This is a genomic window from Parasphingorhabdus sp. (genome assembly GCF_039982395.1).
Lineage (GTDB): Bacteria > Pseudomonadota > Alphaproteobacteria > Sphingomonadales > Sphingomonadaceae > Parasphingorhabdus.
The window spans coordinates 510,042-527,348 of sequence record NZ_JBDWYO010000001.1; the positions used below are offsets into that span (position 1 = coordinate 510,042).

The following is a 17,307-nucleotide window of genomic DNA, read 5'->3' on the forward strand; positions in this document are numbered from 1 at the left end:
AAAGACAGGGCTTCTAAAACTTATATCCGACTTCGACACCAAAGCGACGCAGGCCGCCAGGCGAGAGGAATGTACCACCAAATTCAACCGCCGGAATCACCTCATTCAGATAACGCTCGTCGAGCAGATTATCGGCAAAGGCGGTGATATTCCAATTCTCCCCTTCCAGGCCGACGCGCAGATCCAGAACGCCGAAAGCTTTGCGTTGGGTATTCGAATAATCCGCATCGCCAACAAATGCAGGAAGCGCCAACGCTGAACCAGGCAGCAAACCACTGAACAAAGTGGGATTGGTGTTGTTTTGCATGCTGTGGAACCAGGTTGGGCCGGTTAGGCGATAATCCGCCCGCATCACCAAATCAAAGCTTGTTGCGATTGGTGCGACAATCTGTGTTCCAACGTTGATCGTATAGTCGGCTGTATAAGGCGACTTGTTACCGACTGTATTCGGCCGAGACGCATTGGACTTGATCTCGCTATCGGTGACGTTGATCGAACCAAAAATATCCCAGCCTTCAACAATTTCGGCATTGGCATTAAATTCCAGACCATAGATATCGACCTTGTCGATGTTGGAAACGACCCGCAACAAACCAAAGGCGCCGACAAAGAATTCGAAGAACTGCATGTCATCGACTTTGGTATAATAGCCGGCAAGGTCGAAAGTGATCGCGCCATTAGCAGCGGACCCCTTAAAACCAACTTCAAACGCGCTGGATGTTTCTTTGCGGAAAATATCGTTGATCAACACGTTGGTACCGATAAACTGGTTGAAATTCTGGTTAACAATCGCGGCGGAGCCTTGATTGTTGAAACCACCAGATTTGAAACCGATACCCCAGTTGGCGTAAAAGTTCAGATTGTCTGTAAGACCATAGCGAAGAGACAATTTCGGTTGCAGTTCCTTGAACGTTTGCTGCTGGTCGGGAATCGCTCCAAAGGCTTGCCCCGGATTGATGGGCGCGCCAGTAATCGGATCGATAGCGATCGGCACCTGGTTGGAAACTTCCCGCTCTTCGATATCGTACCGCAGTGCCATACTGATATCCAGATTGTCGCTGACTTCATAGTCAAGCGAACCAAAAGCGGCATAGACATTGGTATTGAAATTATCGGAGAAGAGTTGCGAAGTCGGGTTGCTGCTGTTGGCATCGTTGAACAATTGCCGCGAGACACCCTGTCCGAGATCGGCGCCCAAGCTGATCCCGACATCGCGATCGATGTTCAGGAAATAAGCACCCACCTGCCAAGCCAAAGGTCCGTCTCCATTGGACGCCAGACGAATTTCTGCGCTGATATCGGTCTGATTGCGGACCTGATATTGCGTGCCATCACAGGTGGTTGGACTATAAGCCCCGAAGGTTGAACCATTGGCTGGATCAAAAATGAACGGGATGGGATTATTGCCGATGAAGGTTGGCTGATTCTGCGGAAAGCCCGTGAGTTGCGCGGTGGTACCGAAACAGCTGTTCGAGGCCGCCACAGAAGCCGGCGTCGCACCGGGGAAAGTATAGCGTGCGAAATCTGCTGATGTGCCATCGGCTGTTAGCGCTTGATCCACATCGCTGTACAGCGCCCAGGCGGTCAGCGTTGCCGATTCAAATTCATGTGTCACTTTGACCGAAGTCTCGAACGTTTGCTGTTCGTTTGTTGGTCGAATGTTCGAATAATAGCCAAAGGGGTGATCATTCACATCTTCAAAAAAGGCAGGATTAACGCCTGCAAAATTGGGCAGATGGAAAGCCGCGTTAAAGTTGATCGAAGCGCCGGACAGATCAGCGTAGCGCGCTTTCACATCGACTTCAGTGGCGTCACCCAATTCAGCCACGAAACGGCCATCAATCGACCAGGTTTCCTGATCGTCGACAACTTTGCGATTGCCGAGAAAACTGTTGCGGTAGAAGCCGTCCGAAGTGTTGAAAGAACCGGACAGCACCAGACCGGCGCTATCGCCAACCGGAAGTGAAACATAGCCGGAGGCCTTATATGTATTATCTTCTGCGGCGCTGACTTTGATACCGCCTTCCATGATGTCACTCGGCTTCAGTGTCTGGATAACAATGGCACCCGCGGCAGCGTTGCGTCCATAGAGCGCGCCTTGAGGTCCTTTCAGGATTTCAATCTGGCGAAGCGTGCCTTGATCCTGATTAAGCTGGGCGGTGTTGGTTTTAAGAATGCCATCCACTACGAGCGCAACCGAGCTTTCTGCATCGCGGGCGCCATTGATACCACGGATATTGATCTGGGTGTCGCCCGCTTCTGCGGTGCCACTGACAATCGTCACGCCAGCGGTTAGCTGAACAAATTCATCAGCCTGCTGGACGCCGGTCCGGTCCAACATTTGTTCGGTGAAAACAGTAACGGATGCCGGAACTTCCGCCAGCAATTCGTCTTGACGCCGAGCCGTCACGATAATGACATTACTGTCATCAGCTTCGTTAGCCTCTTGCTCACCGCCAACCTGCGCGAGCACTGGATTGAATCCTACCAGCGCGGCAAAGCCGACTGAAAGTGAAAGAGCTGTTTTCATACGACGCATTTTTCTTCCTTCCCTGAATGAAATGATTTGCAGGTCTTTCTGACCCGTCAAACATAATTAGATGAGCAAGTTGGCTCCGCTCGTGTAGACATAGGCTTCTTGAATTTTACCATCTCTGACTCGCCAGCAATTCTGTGGCACCGGGTCGAGTGCGAAGGCTACGCATCGATGAAACGCGGGTCCGTCAATGATGATCGGTGATCGCATTCTCATCGAGCGGGATCCATTCTGGTCACATGTTCGGCTCGGGCGGCGACGCCTGCCTCCTCCGTCGGAATGGGGACAATGGCTTTAATCCGCTTCATAATATTTTCGGTTCGGGCATAGCGATATAAAACTCCCTGCACAGGCTCTATTGTATACAATTGTTATCCGTCAAGCGGAAACTGCCTCATGTCATATGACTTGCCCTTAGCAACTTATTGCCCCAATAGCCGATCATGAGCCGCGCATCCGAAACCGCCTATGCAAAAATCCGTAGCTTCATTCTATCTGACGAGGCCCTTCCAGGCATGCAGTTGACCGAAGAGCGGCTGGCGGAAATTGCGGGCGTATCACGAACGCCGGTCCGCGATGCCGTCCGACGCCTGGAAAACGAAATGCTGCTAGTACGTAGCGCTTCCAAACGGCTATCGATCGCCAATTGGTCGGACAACGAAATCGACGAAATGTTCACATTGCGAGCGATGCTAGAGGCACATGCTGCGGAACGGGCTGCAAAACGGATGGACCCAGAGACCTTAAAAAAACTGCAATCCATCAATGGCGCTCTGACCGAAGCCGTCACGCGACAGCCACCCGACATCGGAAGCTTCCTAAGCGCCAATCGACAATTTCATGACTTGATTCTGCAGCGCGCCCAATCGCCAAGACTGAGCAAATTGCTGCCTGCGCTAGTCGAGCAACCCGTCGTCCGGCGGACCGCCAACCAATATTCCGAGGACGAACTAATGCAGTCCGCCAAGGATCACGATGAGCTAATTTCCGCCTTTACAGCCAAGGACCAAAATTGGGCTGGCGCGGTCATGACCAGTCATATTCGCCGCGCTTTTCACACATTTAGCGTCGCTGCGGGAATTCCAAGCGAGGATTGACCCTTAAATAATACCGCGGTTCCGAAGGTCGGTCATCGTAGCACTATCCATGCCGAGCAGCTCGCCGTAAACCGCTTCGTTATGCGCGCCTAGCTCTGGACCGACACTTTCAATATGGCCCGGCGTTTTCGATAGTTTCGGCGCCACATTCTGCATGACAAAATTATCATGCTGCGGATGGTCTATTTCGACCAATGCTTCTCGCGCTTGAAAATGGGGATCCGCCAGCATTTCAGGCGCTCGATAGACATTGCCAGCCGGAACGCCATGCTCCTCGCACATATCCAGCAATTGCTTGCTTGGGATCGTTTTCGTCCATTCTGAGATCAGCTCATCAAGTTCGGTTTGGTTTTCACCACGCGCGACATGCGTTGCATAGCGCGGATCTTCTCCCAATTCCGGACGCCCCATCATGCCAGCCATGCGCTTCCAGACGCTATCCTGATTGCCACCAATCAGGACGCTACCATCACTGGTGGGGTAAACATTTGAAGGAGCGATCTTAGGCAGAATGGAACCCGTGCGTTCGCGGATATGCCCAGAGACCGTATATTCTGCGACCGTCGATTCCATATTTGCCAGCACCGCCTCATAAATCGCCGAATCGACCACTTGCCCCTCGCCCGTCACGTGCCGGTGTTGCAGTGCCATGAGTCCACCCAGACAAGCATAAGTTGCTGCCAAGGAATCACCAATTGAGAGACCCGCTCGACTAGGCGGCCGATCAGGCTCGCCTATGATGTAACGCATGCCACCCATGGCCTCACCGATACCGCCGTAACCCGCGCGATGCGAATAGGGGCCCGTCTGACCATAGCCAGACACGCGAATCATGATCAGTCCCTTGTTGATCGCGCTCAGTGTTTCGTAATCCAGACCCCATTTTTCCATTGTTCCGGCACGGAAATTTTCGAGGAGAAAATCAGATTTTTCGACCAGTTTTTTGACAATGGCCTGGCCTTCCTTTTCACGCAGATTCAGCGTGATTGACTTTTTGTTACGGCCAACAACGGAAAACCAAAGCGGAGTCCCCTGACCCCAGCTACGCATGGCATCGCCAACCTTGGGCGGTTCGACTTTAATCACTTCAGCGCCGTGGTCACCCATCAACTGACCGCAATATGGGCCCGCAATAAGCTGACCCATTTCGATCAATCGCAATCCTGCCAATGCCCCTTGCGTCATAAGAAATACTCCCGCATCATCCTTTCTTCTATACAAAGCAGGTTCAGGATTGTATACAATTTAAATGAGCAAAGTTAGTCGCACAGCGGTTACTATTCTTGAGGTCGGTCCACGGGACGGACTGCAGAATGAATCCGAAATCATTTCAACAGCGGACAAGCTGGGGCTGATAACGCGCATGATTGATGCCGGAGCCAAGCGGATGGAAGTCGCGAGCTTTGTCCATCCTAAGCGTGTTCCACAAATGGCGGACGCCGAAGCCGTGATTGCCGGATTGCCCGATCGCGATGATGTTTCTTACATCGGATTATGCCTGAACAAGCGCGGAGTGCTGCGAGGCCTCGCAACCCGGGAGGGCAACAAGCGCGGAATCGACGAAGCCGGTTGCGTGATTGTTGCTAGCGACACGTTCGGCCAGAAAAATCAGGGCCAGACCATTAAGGAAGGCATCAAGGAAAACCGTGAGATGATTCGCTTTGCCAAGGCCGAAGGCCTGAAAGCGCAGGTCACTATCTCGGCCGCCTTTGGTTGCCCTTTCGAGGGTGCCGTGAAACCTGAAACGATATTTCAGATCGCGGAAGAAATCGCTGCGGAAGATCCGCTGGAAATTGCGCTAGCCGATACAATCGGCGTCGGGGTTCCTGCGCAGGTTACCGATCTGTTCGGACGGTTACAGGAACTGCTTCCTGACCATATCTCTATGCGGGCGCATTTCCATGATACACGCAACACAGGTATCGCCAATGCCTGGGCCGCCGTTCAAGCGGGTGTGAAAACGCTCGATTCCAGCCTTGGCGGACTGGGCGGCTGTCCGTTTGCTCCCAATGCTACCGGCAATATCGCAACCGAAGATCTGGTAAATCTGCTCGATCGCTCTGGCATCGCGCACGATCTTAATCTCGGCAAAGCTATTTCCACGAACAACTGGTTCGAAGGCGTCCTTGGTCGCCCGTTACCGTCTCTGGTCGCGAGAGCAGAAGCCTGAATGCAACATACACAACAGAAAGATTAAAATATGGGGTATCGATTGGGTGTCGACGTCGGCGGAACATTTACCGACCTGCTGCTGATTGACGAAGCTTCGGGCAAAACTTTCCGAGACAAAGTTCCTTCGACCCCGGCCGATCCGTCTCAGGCCGTCATCAACGGCGCGCGTGGGCTTTGCGAGCGCCAGAATATTGCATCCAGCGAAATAGATTTGTTCCTGCATGGCACGACCGTTGCAACCAATGCGGTGTTGGAAAAGAAGATCGCCAAGGTTGGATTGATTGTCACCGAGGGCCATCGGCATTTGATGCAAATCGCCCGCAGCCTGGTGCCCGGCGGGCTCGCCGCCTGGATCATTTGGCCCAAGCCCGAACCCATGGCAGCCCTACAACGGACCATTGAAGCGCCCGAGCGGATGGACGCCAAGGGCAAGACCGTCCGCAAGCTGGATGAAAAAGAGATGCGCGCCCGTCTCGAGCTTTTGAAATCGACTGAGGAAGTCGAAGCGCTGACGATCTGCCTGATGAACAGCTATGTTGATGGCAAGCATGAAAAGGCTGTCGCCGCGATTTGTGCCGAGGTCTTTCCCAATATTCCCATCTCTATCTCATCGGATATTTTGCCGGAGATGCAAGAATATGAACGCGCGCTCACGACCGTTGCCAATAGCGCGGTCCGGCCAACCGTCGCCCGCTATGTCGGCAATCTCGAAAAAGAACTTGCAGAATGGGGTACGAAGGCAAAACTCAATCTACTCCGCTCTGATGGCGGCTTGATGTCCGCCGAAAAAAGCGCAGAAGCGCCGGTCAATCTTCTGATGTCAGGACCGGCGGGCGGTGTCGCCGGTGCGGTCTGGGTCGCAAAAAGCGCTGGTGTACAGAATATTCTGACACTTGATATGGGGGGCACATCGACCGATGTCGCACTGATTGAAAACGGCGCGGCACGGCTCCAACGAGAAACATCGGTCGGCGACCTGAATGTCCGTGCCTCTTCCATCGACGTCAAAACTGTAGGAGCGGGCGGCGGATCAATCGCTTTCGTTCCTGAACTGACAAAGGCCCTTCGTGTTGGTCCGGAAAGCGCCGGAGCAGAACCCGGACCAGTGGCCTATGGCAAGGGCGGAGAGCAGCCAACGGTGACCGATGCAAATGTCGTGCTTGGCTATCTCCCGGAATCTCTCCTCGGTGGCAGCTTTAAGTTAGACCGCGAGGGAGCTAAAAAAGCTGTGCAGACCATTGCGGATGGACTGGGCATTGATCTGATGGACGCCGCGGCCGGCATTATCGATATCGTGAACGAGAATATGTTCGGAGCGCTCCGCCTGGTATCCGTGCAACAGGGCTATGATCCGCGCGAATTCTCGCTGATGGGCTTTGGCGGAGCCGGGCCCTTGCATGCCAATGCAATGGGCAAGCTGATGAACAGCTGGCCGGTTGTGATACCGCCTTCACCCGGCGTGCTTTGTGCTTATGGCGATGCAACCACGCGTCAGCGCGTTGAAACCCAGCGTAGTTTTAACGAAATGGTTCAAAACACAACCGACGATGAACTTACCGTCTATCTGGATAGTCTTGGCGCTCAGGTAACATTGGAGCTTAAAACCGAAGGCGTTGCGCCCGAGGATATCGAGCTGCTCTACGAAATTGATATTCGCTATGCCGGACAGGCTTTTGAAATTCCATTGTCCGTCCAGCCTGAAGGCCTTTCGATCGAAAGTTTGATCGCGCGCTTTGATACCGAGCACGAGCGATTGTTCACCTTCAATCTGGATGAAACACCGCACGAGATCGTCAATGTCCGCGCTGTCGCGCTGGGCAAGTCCGCGGATGTGGAACCGCCAACCATCGAAAAGGGCGGCCCCGATCCATCAGGCGCCAAGACCCGTGATCACCAGCTCTATATGGACGGCAAGATGCAGGATGCCGTCATCTACGATCGCGCCCTGTTAATGGCCGGCAATCGTATTCCGGGACCTGCGGTCGTAACCGAAATGGATAGCACGACGCTCGTGCACAGCGGCTGTGAAGCATTGGTCGACGACCATGGCAATCTCATCATCAACCTGGTGGAAGGAGCTTAAAATGCCCGCACAGATTATTGAAACCAACAACGCTCCGTTCAACAAGGCTGACGTCGACCCGGTCACGCTGGACATCATGGAAAACGCCCTGCGCAACGCACGTATCGAGATGGATGCAACACTTGTTCGCACCGCAATGTCACCAGGCATTCGCGAACAAGGCGATGCCTTCCCCTTGATCGCCGACCGTGACGGCAAAATGGTCGTTGGCCAGTTTGGCAGCTTCATTGACGGCTTCTTGCGTTCTTATCCCGGAACCATCGAAGAAGGAGACATGATCTTCCTCAGCGACCCCTATAGCTGCGACGGCGCGGTCAGCCATAACAATGACTGGCTGGTATTGTTGCCGGTTTATCGCGGCGGGCGGCTTGTGGCCTGGACCGCCATGTTCGGCCATCAATCGGACATCGGCGGCAAAGTCGCGGGCTCTATCCCGATCGACAGCAAGAGCGTGTTCGAAGAAGGTGTCCGGATTCCACCCGTCAAAATCTATCAAAAGGGTGTTTACAACGAAGAGATGGTGAAGGTCGTCCTGCACCAGAGTCGCAAACCGGACTGGTGTGCTGCCGACCTTAATGCGTTGATCGCCTCCTGCCGGGTTGCCGCCCGCCGGGTCGAGGAAATGTGCGGCCGCTTTGGTGAAGATGAATTTGCCAGCGCCACCGATTTGCTTCTGGCGCGAAACCATCGCGCGATGAAACATCTCATACAGACCAGCATCGGCGAAGAGCCGGTCAGCTTCACCGACTTCATTTGCGACGACGGTGTTGGCTTTGGCCCCTATAAAATCAGCTGCAAGATGTGGCGAGAGGGCGACAAGGTCATTCTCGACTTTGACGGCACCGATCCGCAGGCTCCCAGTTCGATCAACTTCTTCCTCAACGAGAATATGTTCAAGATGTTCTTCGGGATCTATATGATCATGGTCTTCGATCCGCAGATCCTGTTCAACGACGGCTTCTATGATCTGGTGGATGTGCGTATTCCGGAAGGATCTCTGCTCAAGCCGGTATATCCAGCCGCACTGGCAGGACGGACCCATGCACTCGGCCGGATTTTCGATATCCTGGGCGGGCTTTTGGGTCAGCGCCAGCCAGAATTCCTGAACGGTGCCGGATTTTCGTCGAGTCCGCACCTGATGTATTCCGGGTTCGATAAAGGAGGCGAATGGTTCCAGCTGTTCCAGATCGGCTTTGGCGGTATTCCTGGTCGACCCTTTGGAGATGGCCCCGATGGCCATAGCCTCTGGCCGGGCTTCACCAACGTTCCGAACGAGTTTCTGGAAAAATATTTCCCGCTCCGGATCGAGCGCTATGAGGCCAAGCCCGACAGCGGCGGTGCAGGCAGTTTCCGCGGTGGCAACGGTATCCATATGACCTACCGGTTCCTTGAAACGGGAACTGTAGCAATTCATGACGACCGCTGGTTTACTTATCCCTGGGGCGTCAACGGCGGACAGCCCGGTGACCGGGCAACCAAAATCCTGGAACGTGCTGACGGATCGAAAGAGGTGGTCGGCAACAAACAGGATGGTGTCGAAGTGCGCGACGGGGATCTGCTACATTTCATCACCTGGGGCGGCGGCGGATGGGGCAATCCGTTGGAACGCGATCCCGAGCTGGTTGCTTTAGAAATCCGCCAAGGACTGGTCACCGTACAAGGCGCCCGCGACTATGGCGTGGTCATTGCCGATGATGGCACCGTCGACGCTTCCGCAACAGAAAGCCTGCGTACGGAAATGGCGCAAAATGTCGTCGAAACTGACGGGCCGTTCAACTTTGGCCCCGATATTGAAACTTTGCGAGCCAATTGCCTGGAAGAAACCGGATTGCCTGCGCCGATCCAACCCGGGACCGTTGCCGCCTAAAATCACGCGGCTATTCAAAGTGCGGTTTGTGACTGGCTACGCAAAGCCTTAGACCTTCTCCAGGTCCGATGACGGGGAGCAGGTCCAATGGTTGATAGCGAAACAGACGTTCTTGTAATCGGCGGCGGTGCTGCAGGTCTGACTGCGGCTTTGGCGGCTCGGCAATCGGGCGCATCGGTCAGGCTGATCGAAAAGCAAGACCGGCTTGGCGGGACCGCGGCCATATCCGGCGGCGTCGTCTGGTTGCCCGATCATGACCAAATGGCGGCGCAAGGCAAGGACGACAGCCCTGCCGATGCGCTGGCTTACTTCCAGTCTCTCGATCATGGCGAAATGGATACAGCGGTGCTCACGGCCTTTGTCACCGAGGCAAAGCAGATGCTGTCGTTCCTGACCGATCTGGATGCCATCAAGCTTACCATGATGCCGGATTATCCCGACTATTATGAAGATAGGCCTGGCGCGAAAGCCGAAGGTGGCCGCTCGCTCGACAATGAACTGTTCAACTTCACTTCGCTTGGAGACTGGAAAGACCGGGTGTTCCAGCACGGGCCCTTGCCGCGCATGATGCTGCGCGAGACACCGCTTGGTGGCAGCAACGGCATGGTGGAACCGGCAACATTGGAACAACGTGCAACCCAAGATTTGCGCGGCTGGGGACAGGCGCTAATCGGCAGGCTGCTGAAAGCCTGCTTGGACCGCGGCATCGAACCGGCTCTCGGCTGTGGTGGCTATCGGCTCAGCGTGGAAAATGGCCGCGTAACCGGCGCCATTGTCGAACGGGATGGCGAACAGGAAACGATCCTTGCTCGACAAGGCGTCGTCCTGGCCACTGGCGGCTTCGAGTGGAATGAAGATCTAAAAAGCGCTTTTTTGCGCGGCCCGCTGGAGTCCCCTGCCTCCCCGCCAACCAATCGCGGCGATGGGTTGAAAATGGCAATGGCAGCAGGCGCAAGTCTCGGCAATATGACCAGCGCCTGGTGGGTGCCGACACTCGCCATACCAGAAGCCCAGTGGGAGAGCGGCGAAACCCGTTCGATGCCGGTGCTGATTGAACGGACTTTGCCGCACAGCATTTTGGTCAACGGCCAGGGGCAGCGTTTTTGCAACGAAGCAGCCAATTACTCCGCACTCGCCGGGGCCTTTCATAGTTTCGATCCGGCGACTTATGATTATCCCAATCTACCCGCCTATCTCATATTCGATTCCCAATATCGGGAGCGCTATCCGTTGGCGTCCTTCATGCCCGGTGATCCGCTACCATCATGGGTCGCTGAGGCTGACAGCCTGGAAAGCCTTGCCGAAAAAATTGGCCTTGATACGAACAGTCTTGCAATCTCAATCGCCCGCTTCAATGGCCTTGCCGAGAAACTGGACGACAGTGATTTTGGTCGCGGCAAAGCCAATTATGATCATTTCTATGGCGACCGATCCCGCAATGGCGCGGCCGCAACGCTTGGCGCTTTGACCAAAGGGCCGTTTTACGCGGTCGAGATTAAGATGGGAGCCCTTGGCACCAACGGTGGACCGAAAACCAACGCCTCGGCCCAGATTCTGGATGTTGATGGCGAACCGATTGCCGGTCTTTTTGGCGCTGGCAATGTCATCAGCGCGCCCACTGGCAGCGTTTATGCCGGTGCTGGGGGCACATTGGGGCCTGCCCTGACATTTGGCTATATCGCCGGACGTGCGGCAGCCAAACGCACCAATCAGTGAACAAACCTACCAAGGGAATGAAAATATGACTATTTTGGAGCAGTTCAAACTTGAAGGCCAAGTCGCAGTCGTCACCGGTGCGGGCAAGGGGATCGGTCGGGCCATTGCAATCGGTCTCGCCGAAGCCGGAGCCGATGTCGCCGTGGCGGCGCGCTCCGCCGACGACCTGGAGAAAGTTGTCCAGGAAATTCAAGCATTAGGCCGCCGCGCGATTGCTGTGCCGACCGATGTTACCAGCAAGGATGCGCTGGAGAATCTTGCGACACAAACCGTCGAAAAACTGGGTCGCCTCAACATCTGGGTCAGCAATGCAGGCGGTCTGCCCGATGGCACGCCCCGCTATTTAACCCGCACGCCTGAAGCAAGCTGGGATGCCCAGATCGAGCTAAATCTGAAAAGCGTTTGGATGGGGGCCGTTGCCGCAGCCAAGCATATGGATGCTGACGGCGGCGCCATAATCAATATTTCTTCGCGCGCAGCCATGGGCGGGCAAATTAAAAATGCGCCTTATGGCGCGTCCAAGGCAGCGGTGAACAGTCTGACCGCAAGCCTGTCGCTGGAGCTGGCTCCGACGATCCGTGTGAATGCGGTGGCGCCCGGCCCGATTCCGACCGAAAATTTCGATGATTCCATGGGTATTGATTCCGATGAAAAACGCGATCAGCTGTTGAAACAGTTCCAGATACCACTCGCGCGTTTTGGCCGGGAAGAGGATATTGCCGCTGCAGTGGTCTATATGGCCTCACCCGCATCGAGCTGGGTGACCGGCCAGTGTCTTTATGTCACGGGCGGCAAATGATCGCCTAGGTCCGCTGGCGCTTCATCCAGACCCAGACACGCCAATAGTGAAAACCGGCCCATAGATTGAACATGGCAAGAATCATGAGGGCCTCCTGGAGCGCAATGGCTTCCAATTCGCTATGTCCGTTCGCAAAATAGTCCGACAGACCACCCACAAAAACCGGACCAATGCCCAATCCGATCAAGCCCGCCACCATCAGATAGATGGCCACGGCCATCGCCCGTGTCCTATCAGTGGCCAATAGCTGGACCGCGGCAAAGCTCGGGCCAAAATAGAAAGTCGCGGCAAAAGTTGGAAAGCCCAGCAGGATGATCGCTAGGTTGGCATTCCCGGCATTGACGGCGGCGATCATGCCCGGCGCGGCGATAACCAGCACCATTCCGGAAACCAGCAACGGCAGCACCGGATCGCGTTTCCCGATTATATCACCGACCTTGCCGCCAAACCACGCCCCGAAGCCGCCCGTCAAACCGACCATCACGCCAAGCTTCCAGCCCAGTTCCCCATAGTCCATACCATGGACCCGGACAAACAGGCCGCCGTAGAAGCTCGCCAGGCCATAAGAGACAAATTGCACCAGCACGCCAGCGGCGACCAAATGCCAATAGGCCCGTTTACCAGACAGTTCGAGCAAAGCCTGCCGCAAGGTCATCTCACCGGCTACCGGCTGGAAGGCTTTTGCTAGACTGACTTTACCGCGCGGATCCCGCACGGTGAACCAGATCACCACAGCGATGATCAGGCCCGGTAAGCCCGCCAACAGAAACGCCGCCCGCCAGCTAAACATTTCGGTGATATAGCCGCCACCGGCATAAGCCAGAAACGCGCCAACCGGCACGGCTGCCCCCATGATCCCGAGCGCGCCCGCGCGACGTTCCGGCGGGAACAGGTCCGCGATCAAACTATGTGACGCCGGTCCTGATCCAGCCTCGCCAATGCCGACACCCACACGCGCCAGAAACAGCTGCATGAAATTACCCGCCATTCCACATAAGACCGTCATCAGGGACCAGATGGCAATAGAAATGGCGATAATCCGGCTGCGGTTCCAGCGGTCCGCCAGAGCGGCAAGAGGAATAGCTAAAGTTGTATAGAAAATCGCAAAGGACAGGCCGGTCATCAAGCCAAGCTGTGTATCGGAAAGCCCGAGATCGCGCTTGATCGGTTCGGCAACAATCGAGATCACCTGCCGATCAAGGAAGTTGAGCATCATCACGATGAACAGGACGGCGAGCGCATAATTGGCGCGTCGGCGCGAAGCAGATTCAGAATCTGCCGAATTCTCGATACCCTCATTGGGGCGGATGTCCTCTACCATCCGGCGGGTATGGCAGGATTATTTTCTTCCCGGCACCCTTTGTTTAGCTAGGGCGCGCTATCGACCCGTCAGAGCGACTGGCCGTCGTCGATGATGATATCCGACCCCGTCACCATCCGCGACGCATCGGAAGAAAAATAGAGCATCATCGGATCGAGCGATTCGATATCCTGCAAGCGGCGGCGATGGAAACCGGCGATTTGCGCCTCGCCACCTGCGGTCTGGTACCAGTCGCCCTGAATCTCGGTCGGAATATAGCCGGGGTGGATGGTGTTCACGTTCACGCCCATCCGCACCCATTCGCGCGCCAGATTGCGGCCCAGATGGGTCACACCGGCCTTGCTGGCGGCATAGGCGCTGTCCCCTTCCCCGGTTAGCCGCGAGGTGATGGATCCAATGATCACAACACGCCCGTTTTCCTTTTCGCGGCTGCCGCTTGCGATCAATCGTTTGGCGCCTTCACGCGTTACCAGATAAACGCCCTTGAAATTGGTATCGAGAAGGATTTGCAGTCGATCTGCCGGCACCTCGGTCGATCGGCCCGTCGCGGCAACGCCGGCATTGGCGACAATCGTGTCGACCGTTCCGAACCTTGCCTCCGCTGCATCATAGCAAGCGACGATCGAGGCTTCGTCGGTCACATCCAGCGGGACCGCCAAGGCCTCCCCGCCCGAACCATTGATCTTGTCTGCCAGTTCCGCCGTGCGGTCTGTTCGCCGCGCGCCCAGAACCACCCGCGCGCCAGCCGCCGCAAAGAGCTCCGCAAAACGGGCACCGAAACCGGAAGACGCACCTGCTATCAACGCCGTCCGTCCTGCCAGGGAAAAGGGAATGTCCATTTTTCTGCTCCGTAGATGATCAAATATCATGGCGGGTCTAGACGATCCCCAAATGCTCGGCCAATAGTCAATTGCATAGGAGAAGATCATGATAGACACGTCCCTCGATTATACCGGCAAAACCGTCTGCATCATTGGCGGCTCGAGCGGCATCGGCAATGCAACGGCACAGGCCTTTCGCACTTGCGGTGCCGAAGTCCATGTGACGGGCACCCGCGCCAGCACCGATGACTATGACATCGCGGACGGATCCGATCTGACGGGCCTCAGCTATCACCAATTGGACGCAGCGGACGACAAAGCCATCATCGCATTGCGGCAAAAGTTCGAACGCATGGATGTGCTGATCTGCTCTCAAGGCATGGTGCTATACAAACGTGCCGAATTTGAACCGGAAAATTTTGCCAAGGTCGTTCAGGTCAATCTCAACAGTCTGATGACCTGCGCCGGGCAATTTCACGATCTGCTGAAAGAAGCACAGGGTTCGCTCATCATTATCAGCTCGACCGCCGCTTTTCATGCCACTGTTGGCAATCCGGGTTATAACGCATCAAAAGCTGGCGCAGCAGGACTGACCCGAACGCTGGGCAAAGCGTGGGCCCCCGATGGCATCAGAGTGAACGGCATTGCACCGGGCTTGATTGCGACCAAGATGACCAAGGTGACAACCGATAATCCGAAACGACGAGACGCGACAATACAGTCCATTCCACTCGGCCGCATTGGCGATCCAGATGATATGGCCGGACTGTCGCTCTATCTAGCGTCGCCTCTTGCAGGCTATGTCGTGGGACAAACCATCATCGCGGATGGTGGATTGCTGCTTTAGCTTAAGGTGAAGCTGGATGCCCCGGATCAATGCGCACAGCCTTGCCGACCCACCAAAAGAATAGCGCAGCCATGTTCAGGCTCACCACCGCCACCGAAATGACAGGTCCTGTATCTGCAGCGGATGGGCTTTGGTGGCATGGCTCGGAATATGGGGATCGACTTCAATGGCGGCGCGCGCTTCAATCTAACCAAGCTCGAGCCGATGCTGCAAGATGTCCATGAGCGCCTGGCTTCCGTGATCATCGAGTGCATGAACTATGCTGAACTGATCATCAAATATGACAGCCGTCCTGGCACGTTGTTTTATCTCGATCCGCCCTATTGGGGCTGCACCGACGACTATAGTAAAAACCTATTCTCAGAGGACGATTTTACGGTTCTGAGAGACCTCTTATCGTCCATCCAGGGCCGGTTTGTTATGTCGATAAATGCCGTGCCGGAGATCCGTGGCTTGTTCGCCGACTTTGACATCGAGGAGGTAGAATTGAACTATCGGGTCAGTGGGAAGGTGACGCCAGCCAAGGAACTGATCATATCAAACTAGTGGTCAAAATCTGATATTTGGTAACTGATTCCAAGGCGGTTAAATCTATGGAGTTGTTTAGGGAAATGCCATTGAGGTTCACGTTAGCTCATGTCCGCTATATCCCGAAAGCGGACACTAGCTTGATGAACCGGGGCGGCGATCCTTCCATTTTTATTCCAGCGACAAATTGTCAGCCTTCCTCCAGCTCAGCGGACGGATCAACTGGCGCAAGGGATTGACCGCAATCTTAGGCTGCTTCCTGCTATTCGGTGCGAGAGCGATGTGCCGCCAGAACTAGATGTCTACGATCCCTATGCCGGAGCCGCGCCCAATCGGGAAGGCAGTTAAGGAGTATATAAAGGTTTTGACCAACTATTGCCGCAAGCTTGATAGTCAAACAGATGGAGTAAGAAAATTTTTGGCAATCATTGAACCTTGCAATCAAAGCGCATAATCTTACTTTAATTCTAACAAATTTTCTGTTCTATCAAATTGATAGACGGCCGATAGACCGTCAACCCCGTTAACTCCGGGTTGGGTTCTAAAAGCAAGTCTGAAAGACTTTGTATCTCGAAAATCGATCGAAAGGTCTTTAAAACGGTATAAATCGTTTTCCACATACCTAAACTCAATATTTTCAAAACAGAACGGCTCTTCGAATTCCATATCTTGACGAATTGGTGCAGCATTCGTCCGATCTATTACACTTAATCTAGTGACGCAGACTTCGTCTAGCCTCTGAGAAGTAAACAATCCTGGGCGATACGGCGTGGCTCTGAGTATATCTTGCTCCTCATTATACTCGACTTCCATGATCATATCGTTTGAACAGGCTGACAACGCCAAATTTCCAACCAAAATTGCAGATGCGAACTTAATTTTCTCGCCAACTTTAAAAACTTTTCTCATGGAGTCATTTTTTCACTTTTTGTTTGCTCTATTTTTTCTCTTTTTGGAATTAGAGAGCCCGTGACAGTGTACTCTCTAATAAATTGTTTGTCGCGAAATATCACTCGCTCGTTGGCTCTGCCGGTTGGAGAGAATTCACTTTTCAAAGCGGCGCACGAGCCGTCGCCCGACATGCATTTTGCGAAATAGTTCGCCCGCGCTTCAAAACCGTTTTGTAGAAATCCAAGGGATTCTTGGTATTCGTATAGATCATCATTTGATGTTCCACCAAATACCGCGTCTGCAATGGCAGTTCCAATTTGTTGGGCTGCCATGTTAGCAAACGACTCTAAGACGTTTCATCCTCATATTATGCATTAGCGGGTGAATGTCTGCAACTGACTCGTCAACGAAAGTGACGACCGTGGTTTTCTAATGTCCGCTTTTGCGCCCAAAGCGGACACTAGCGCAAGCTTGAAGAAACGTCGGCGATTGAGGCGGAAGCGGTCGTATGCTATCTGGATGACAGGTGTCAGATTTTACCACTAATACTGCGCCAATTTTTGCTAACTAGGATAGACATGATGATTTCCAGTGCTCTAAAACCTCTTGTCTCGATACAAGCGGGCTAT

Annotated in this window: 14 protein-coding genes; 8 read left to right on the forward strand and 6 right to left on the reverse strand. The window is 54.4% G+C overall.

Annotated elements, in window-relative coordinates; genetic code table 11:
• Positions 1-13: 13 nt before the first annotated feature.
• On the reverse strand, positions 14-2,539 hold the full coding sequence (locus tag ABJV08_RS02545) for a TonB-dependent receptor (RefSeq protein ID WP_348038849.1): 2,526 nt from the start codon (positions 2,537-2,539) through the stop codon (positions 14-16).
• Between the two features lie 440 nt (positions 2,540-2,979).
• Here ABJV08_RS02545 and ABJV08_RS02550 point away from each other — a divergent pair, with 440 nt between their 5' ends.
• Positions 2,980-3,633: a GntR family transcriptional regulator gene (locus ABJV08_RS02550; protein WP_348038847.1), complete on the forward strand. Its 654-nt coding sequence runs from the start codon at positions 2,980-2,982 to the stop codon at positions 3,631-3,633.
• A 3-nt stretch (positions 3,634-3,636) separates the two neighbouring features.
• On the opposite strand, the gene ABJV08_RS02555 is transcribed toward ABJV08_RS02550, so the two are convergent.
• A complete protein-coding gene (locus ABJV08_RS02555) occupies positions 3,637-4,818 on the reverse strand; it encodes a CoA transferase (RefSeq protein WP_348038845.1) in 1,182 nt (393 codons plus the stop codon).
• 64 nt (positions 4,819-4,882) lie between these two features.
• Here ABJV08_RS02555 and ABJV08_RS02560 point away from each other — a divergent pair, with 64 nt between their 5' ends.
• The 5 genes from ABJV08_RS02560 to ABJV08_RS02580 all read left to right on the forward strand — a co-directional run bounded on the left by ABJV08_RS02560 (position 4,883) and on the right by ABJV08_RS02580 (position 12,270).
• Positions 4,883-5,803 carry a hydroxymethylglutaryl-CoA lyase gene (locus ABJV08_RS02560; protein ID WP_348038843.1) on the forward strand — a complete coding sequence of 307 codons (921 nt, stop codon included), beginning with the start codon at positions 4,883-4,885 and terminating at the stop codon, positions 5,801-5,803.
• 30 nt (positions 5,804-5,833) lie between these two features.
• Positions 5,834-7,888, forward strand: a complete 2,055-nt coding sequence (locus ABJV08_RS02565) for a hydantoinase/oxoprolinase family protein (RefSeq protein ID WP_348038841.1) — start codon at positions 5,834-5,836, stop codon at positions 7,886-7,888.
• Position 7,889: 1 nt separating this feature from the next.
• The gene (locus tag ABJV08_RS02570; RefSeq protein ID WP_348038839.1) at positions 7,890-9,755 is read left to right on the forward strand and encodes a hydantoinase B/oxoprolinase family protein; all 1,866 of its coding nucleotides are present in this window, start codon (positions 7,890-7,892) and stop codon (positions 9,753-9,755) included.
• Between the two features lie 87 nt (positions 9,756-9,842).
• Entirely contained in the window at positions 9,843-11,471 is a 1,629-nt protein-coding gene (locus ABJV08_RS02575) for an FAD-dependent oxidoreductase (RefSeq protein WP_348038837.1), read from the forward strand.
• 25 nt (positions 11,472-11,496) lie between these two features.
• A complete protein-coding gene (locus ABJV08_RS02580) occupies positions 11,497-12,270 on the forward strand; it encodes an SDR family oxidoreductase (RefSeq protein WP_348038835.1) in 774 nt (257 codons plus the stop codon).
• A 4-nt stretch (positions 12,271-12,274) separates the two neighbouring features.
• Here the strand turns inward: ABJV08_RS02580 and ABJV08_RS02585 are convergent, their stop codons facing one another.
• Both ABJV08_RS02585 and ABJV08_RS02590 read right to left on the reverse strand, forming a co-directional pair.
• The gene (locus tag ABJV08_RS02585) at positions 12,275-13,591 is read right to left on the reverse strand and encodes an MFS transporter (protein WP_348038833.1); all 1,317 of its coding nucleotides are present in this window, start codon (positions 13,589-13,591) and stop codon (positions 12,275-12,277) included.
• 68 nt (positions 13,592-13,659) lie between these two features.
• Positions 13,660-14,430 carry an SDR family NAD(P)-dependent oxidoreductase gene (locus tag ABJV08_RS02590; RefSeq protein WP_348038831.1) on the reverse strand — a complete coding sequence of 257 codons (771 nt, stop codon included), beginning with the start codon at positions 14,428-14,430 and terminating at the stop codon, positions 13,660-13,662.
• A gap of 91 nt (positions 14,431-14,521) precedes the next feature.
• On the opposite strand from ABJV08_RS02590, the gene ABJV08_RS02595 reads away from it, so the two are divergent.
• Together ABJV08_RS02595 and ABJV08_RS02600 are read left to right on the forward strand one after the other, a co-directional pair.
• Complete coding sequence (locus ABJV08_RS02595) at positions 14,522-15,259, forward strand: SDR family oxidoreductase (protein WP_348039306.1); 738 nt, start codon at positions 14,522-14,524, stop codon at positions 15,257-15,259.
• Between the two features lie 114 nt (positions 15,260-15,373).
• Complete coding sequence (locus ABJV08_RS02600) at positions 15,374-15,805, forward strand: DNA adenine methylase (protein WP_348114773.1); 432 nt, start codon at positions 15,374-15,376, stop codon at positions 15,803-15,805.
• A 438-nt stretch (positions 15,806-16,243) separates the two neighbouring features.
• Here the strand turns inward: ABJV08_RS02600 and ABJV08_RS02605 are convergent, their stop codons facing one another.
• A complete protein-coding gene (locus ABJV08_RS02605; protein ID WP_348038829.1) occupies positions 16,244-16,696 on the reverse strand; it encodes a hypothetical protein in 453 nt (150 codons plus the stop codon).
• A complete protein-coding gene (locus ABJV08_RS02610; RefSeq protein ID WP_348038827.1) occupies positions 16,693-17,010 on the reverse strand; it encodes a hypothetical protein in 318 nt (105 codons plus the stop codon). The genes ABJV08_RS02605 and ABJV08_RS02610 overlap by 4 nt, the downstream gene beginning before the upstream one ends.
• Positions 17,011-17,307: the final 297 nt, after the last annotated feature.

Bases quoted from the DNA above. Each gene is read 5' to 3' on its own strand.
- ABJV08_RS02560 (WP_348038843.1), top strand. From the start codon at position 4,883: ATGAGCAAAGTTAGTCGCACAGCGGTTACTATTCTTGAGGTCGGTCCA.
- ABJV08_RS02545 (WP_348038849.1), bottom strand. From the start codon at position 2,539: ATGCGTCGTATGAAAACAGCTCTTTCACTTTCAGTCGGCTTTGCCGCG.
- ABJV08_RS02610 (WP_348038827.1), bottom strand. From the start codon at position 17,010: ATGGCAGCCCAACAAATTGGAACTGCCATTGCAGACGCGGTATTTGGT.
- ABJV08_RS02590 (WP_348038831.1), bottom strand. From the start codon at position 14,430: ATGGACATTCCCTTTTCCCTGGCAGGACGGACGGCGTTGATAGCAGGT.
- ABJV08_RS02605 (WP_348038829.1), bottom strand. From the start codon at position 16,696: ATGAGAAAAGTTTTTAAAGTTGGCGAGAAAATTAAGTTCGCATCTGCA.
- ABJV08_RS02570 (WP_348038839.1), top strand. From the start codon at position 7,890: ATGCCCGCACAGATTATTGAAACCAACAACGCTCCGTTCAACAAGGCT.
- ABJV08_RS02565 (WP_348038841.1), top strand. From the start codon at position 5,834: ATGGGGTATCGATTGGGTGTCGACGTCGGCGGAACATTTACCGACCTG.
- ABJV08_RS02555 (WP_348038845.1), bottom strand. From the start codon at position 4,818: ATGACGCAAGGGGCATTGGCAGGATTGCGATTGATCGAAATGGGTCAG.
- ABJV08_RS02550 (WP_348038847.1), top strand. From the start codon at position 2,980: ATGAGCCGCGCATCCGAAACCGCCTATGCAAAAATCCGTAGCTTCATT.
- ABJV08_RS02575 (WP_348038837.1), top strand. From the start codon at position 9,843: ATGGTTGATAGCGAAACAGACGTTCTTGTAATCGGCGGCGGTGCTGCA.
- ABJV08_RS02580 (WP_348038835.1), top strand. From the start codon at position 11,497: ATGACTATTTTGGAGCAGTTCAAACTTGAAGGCCAAGTCGCAGTCGTC.
- ABJV08_RS02585 (WP_348038833.1), bottom strand. From the start codon at position 13,591: ATGGTAGAGGACATCCGCCCCAATGAGGGTATCGAGAATTCGGCAGAT.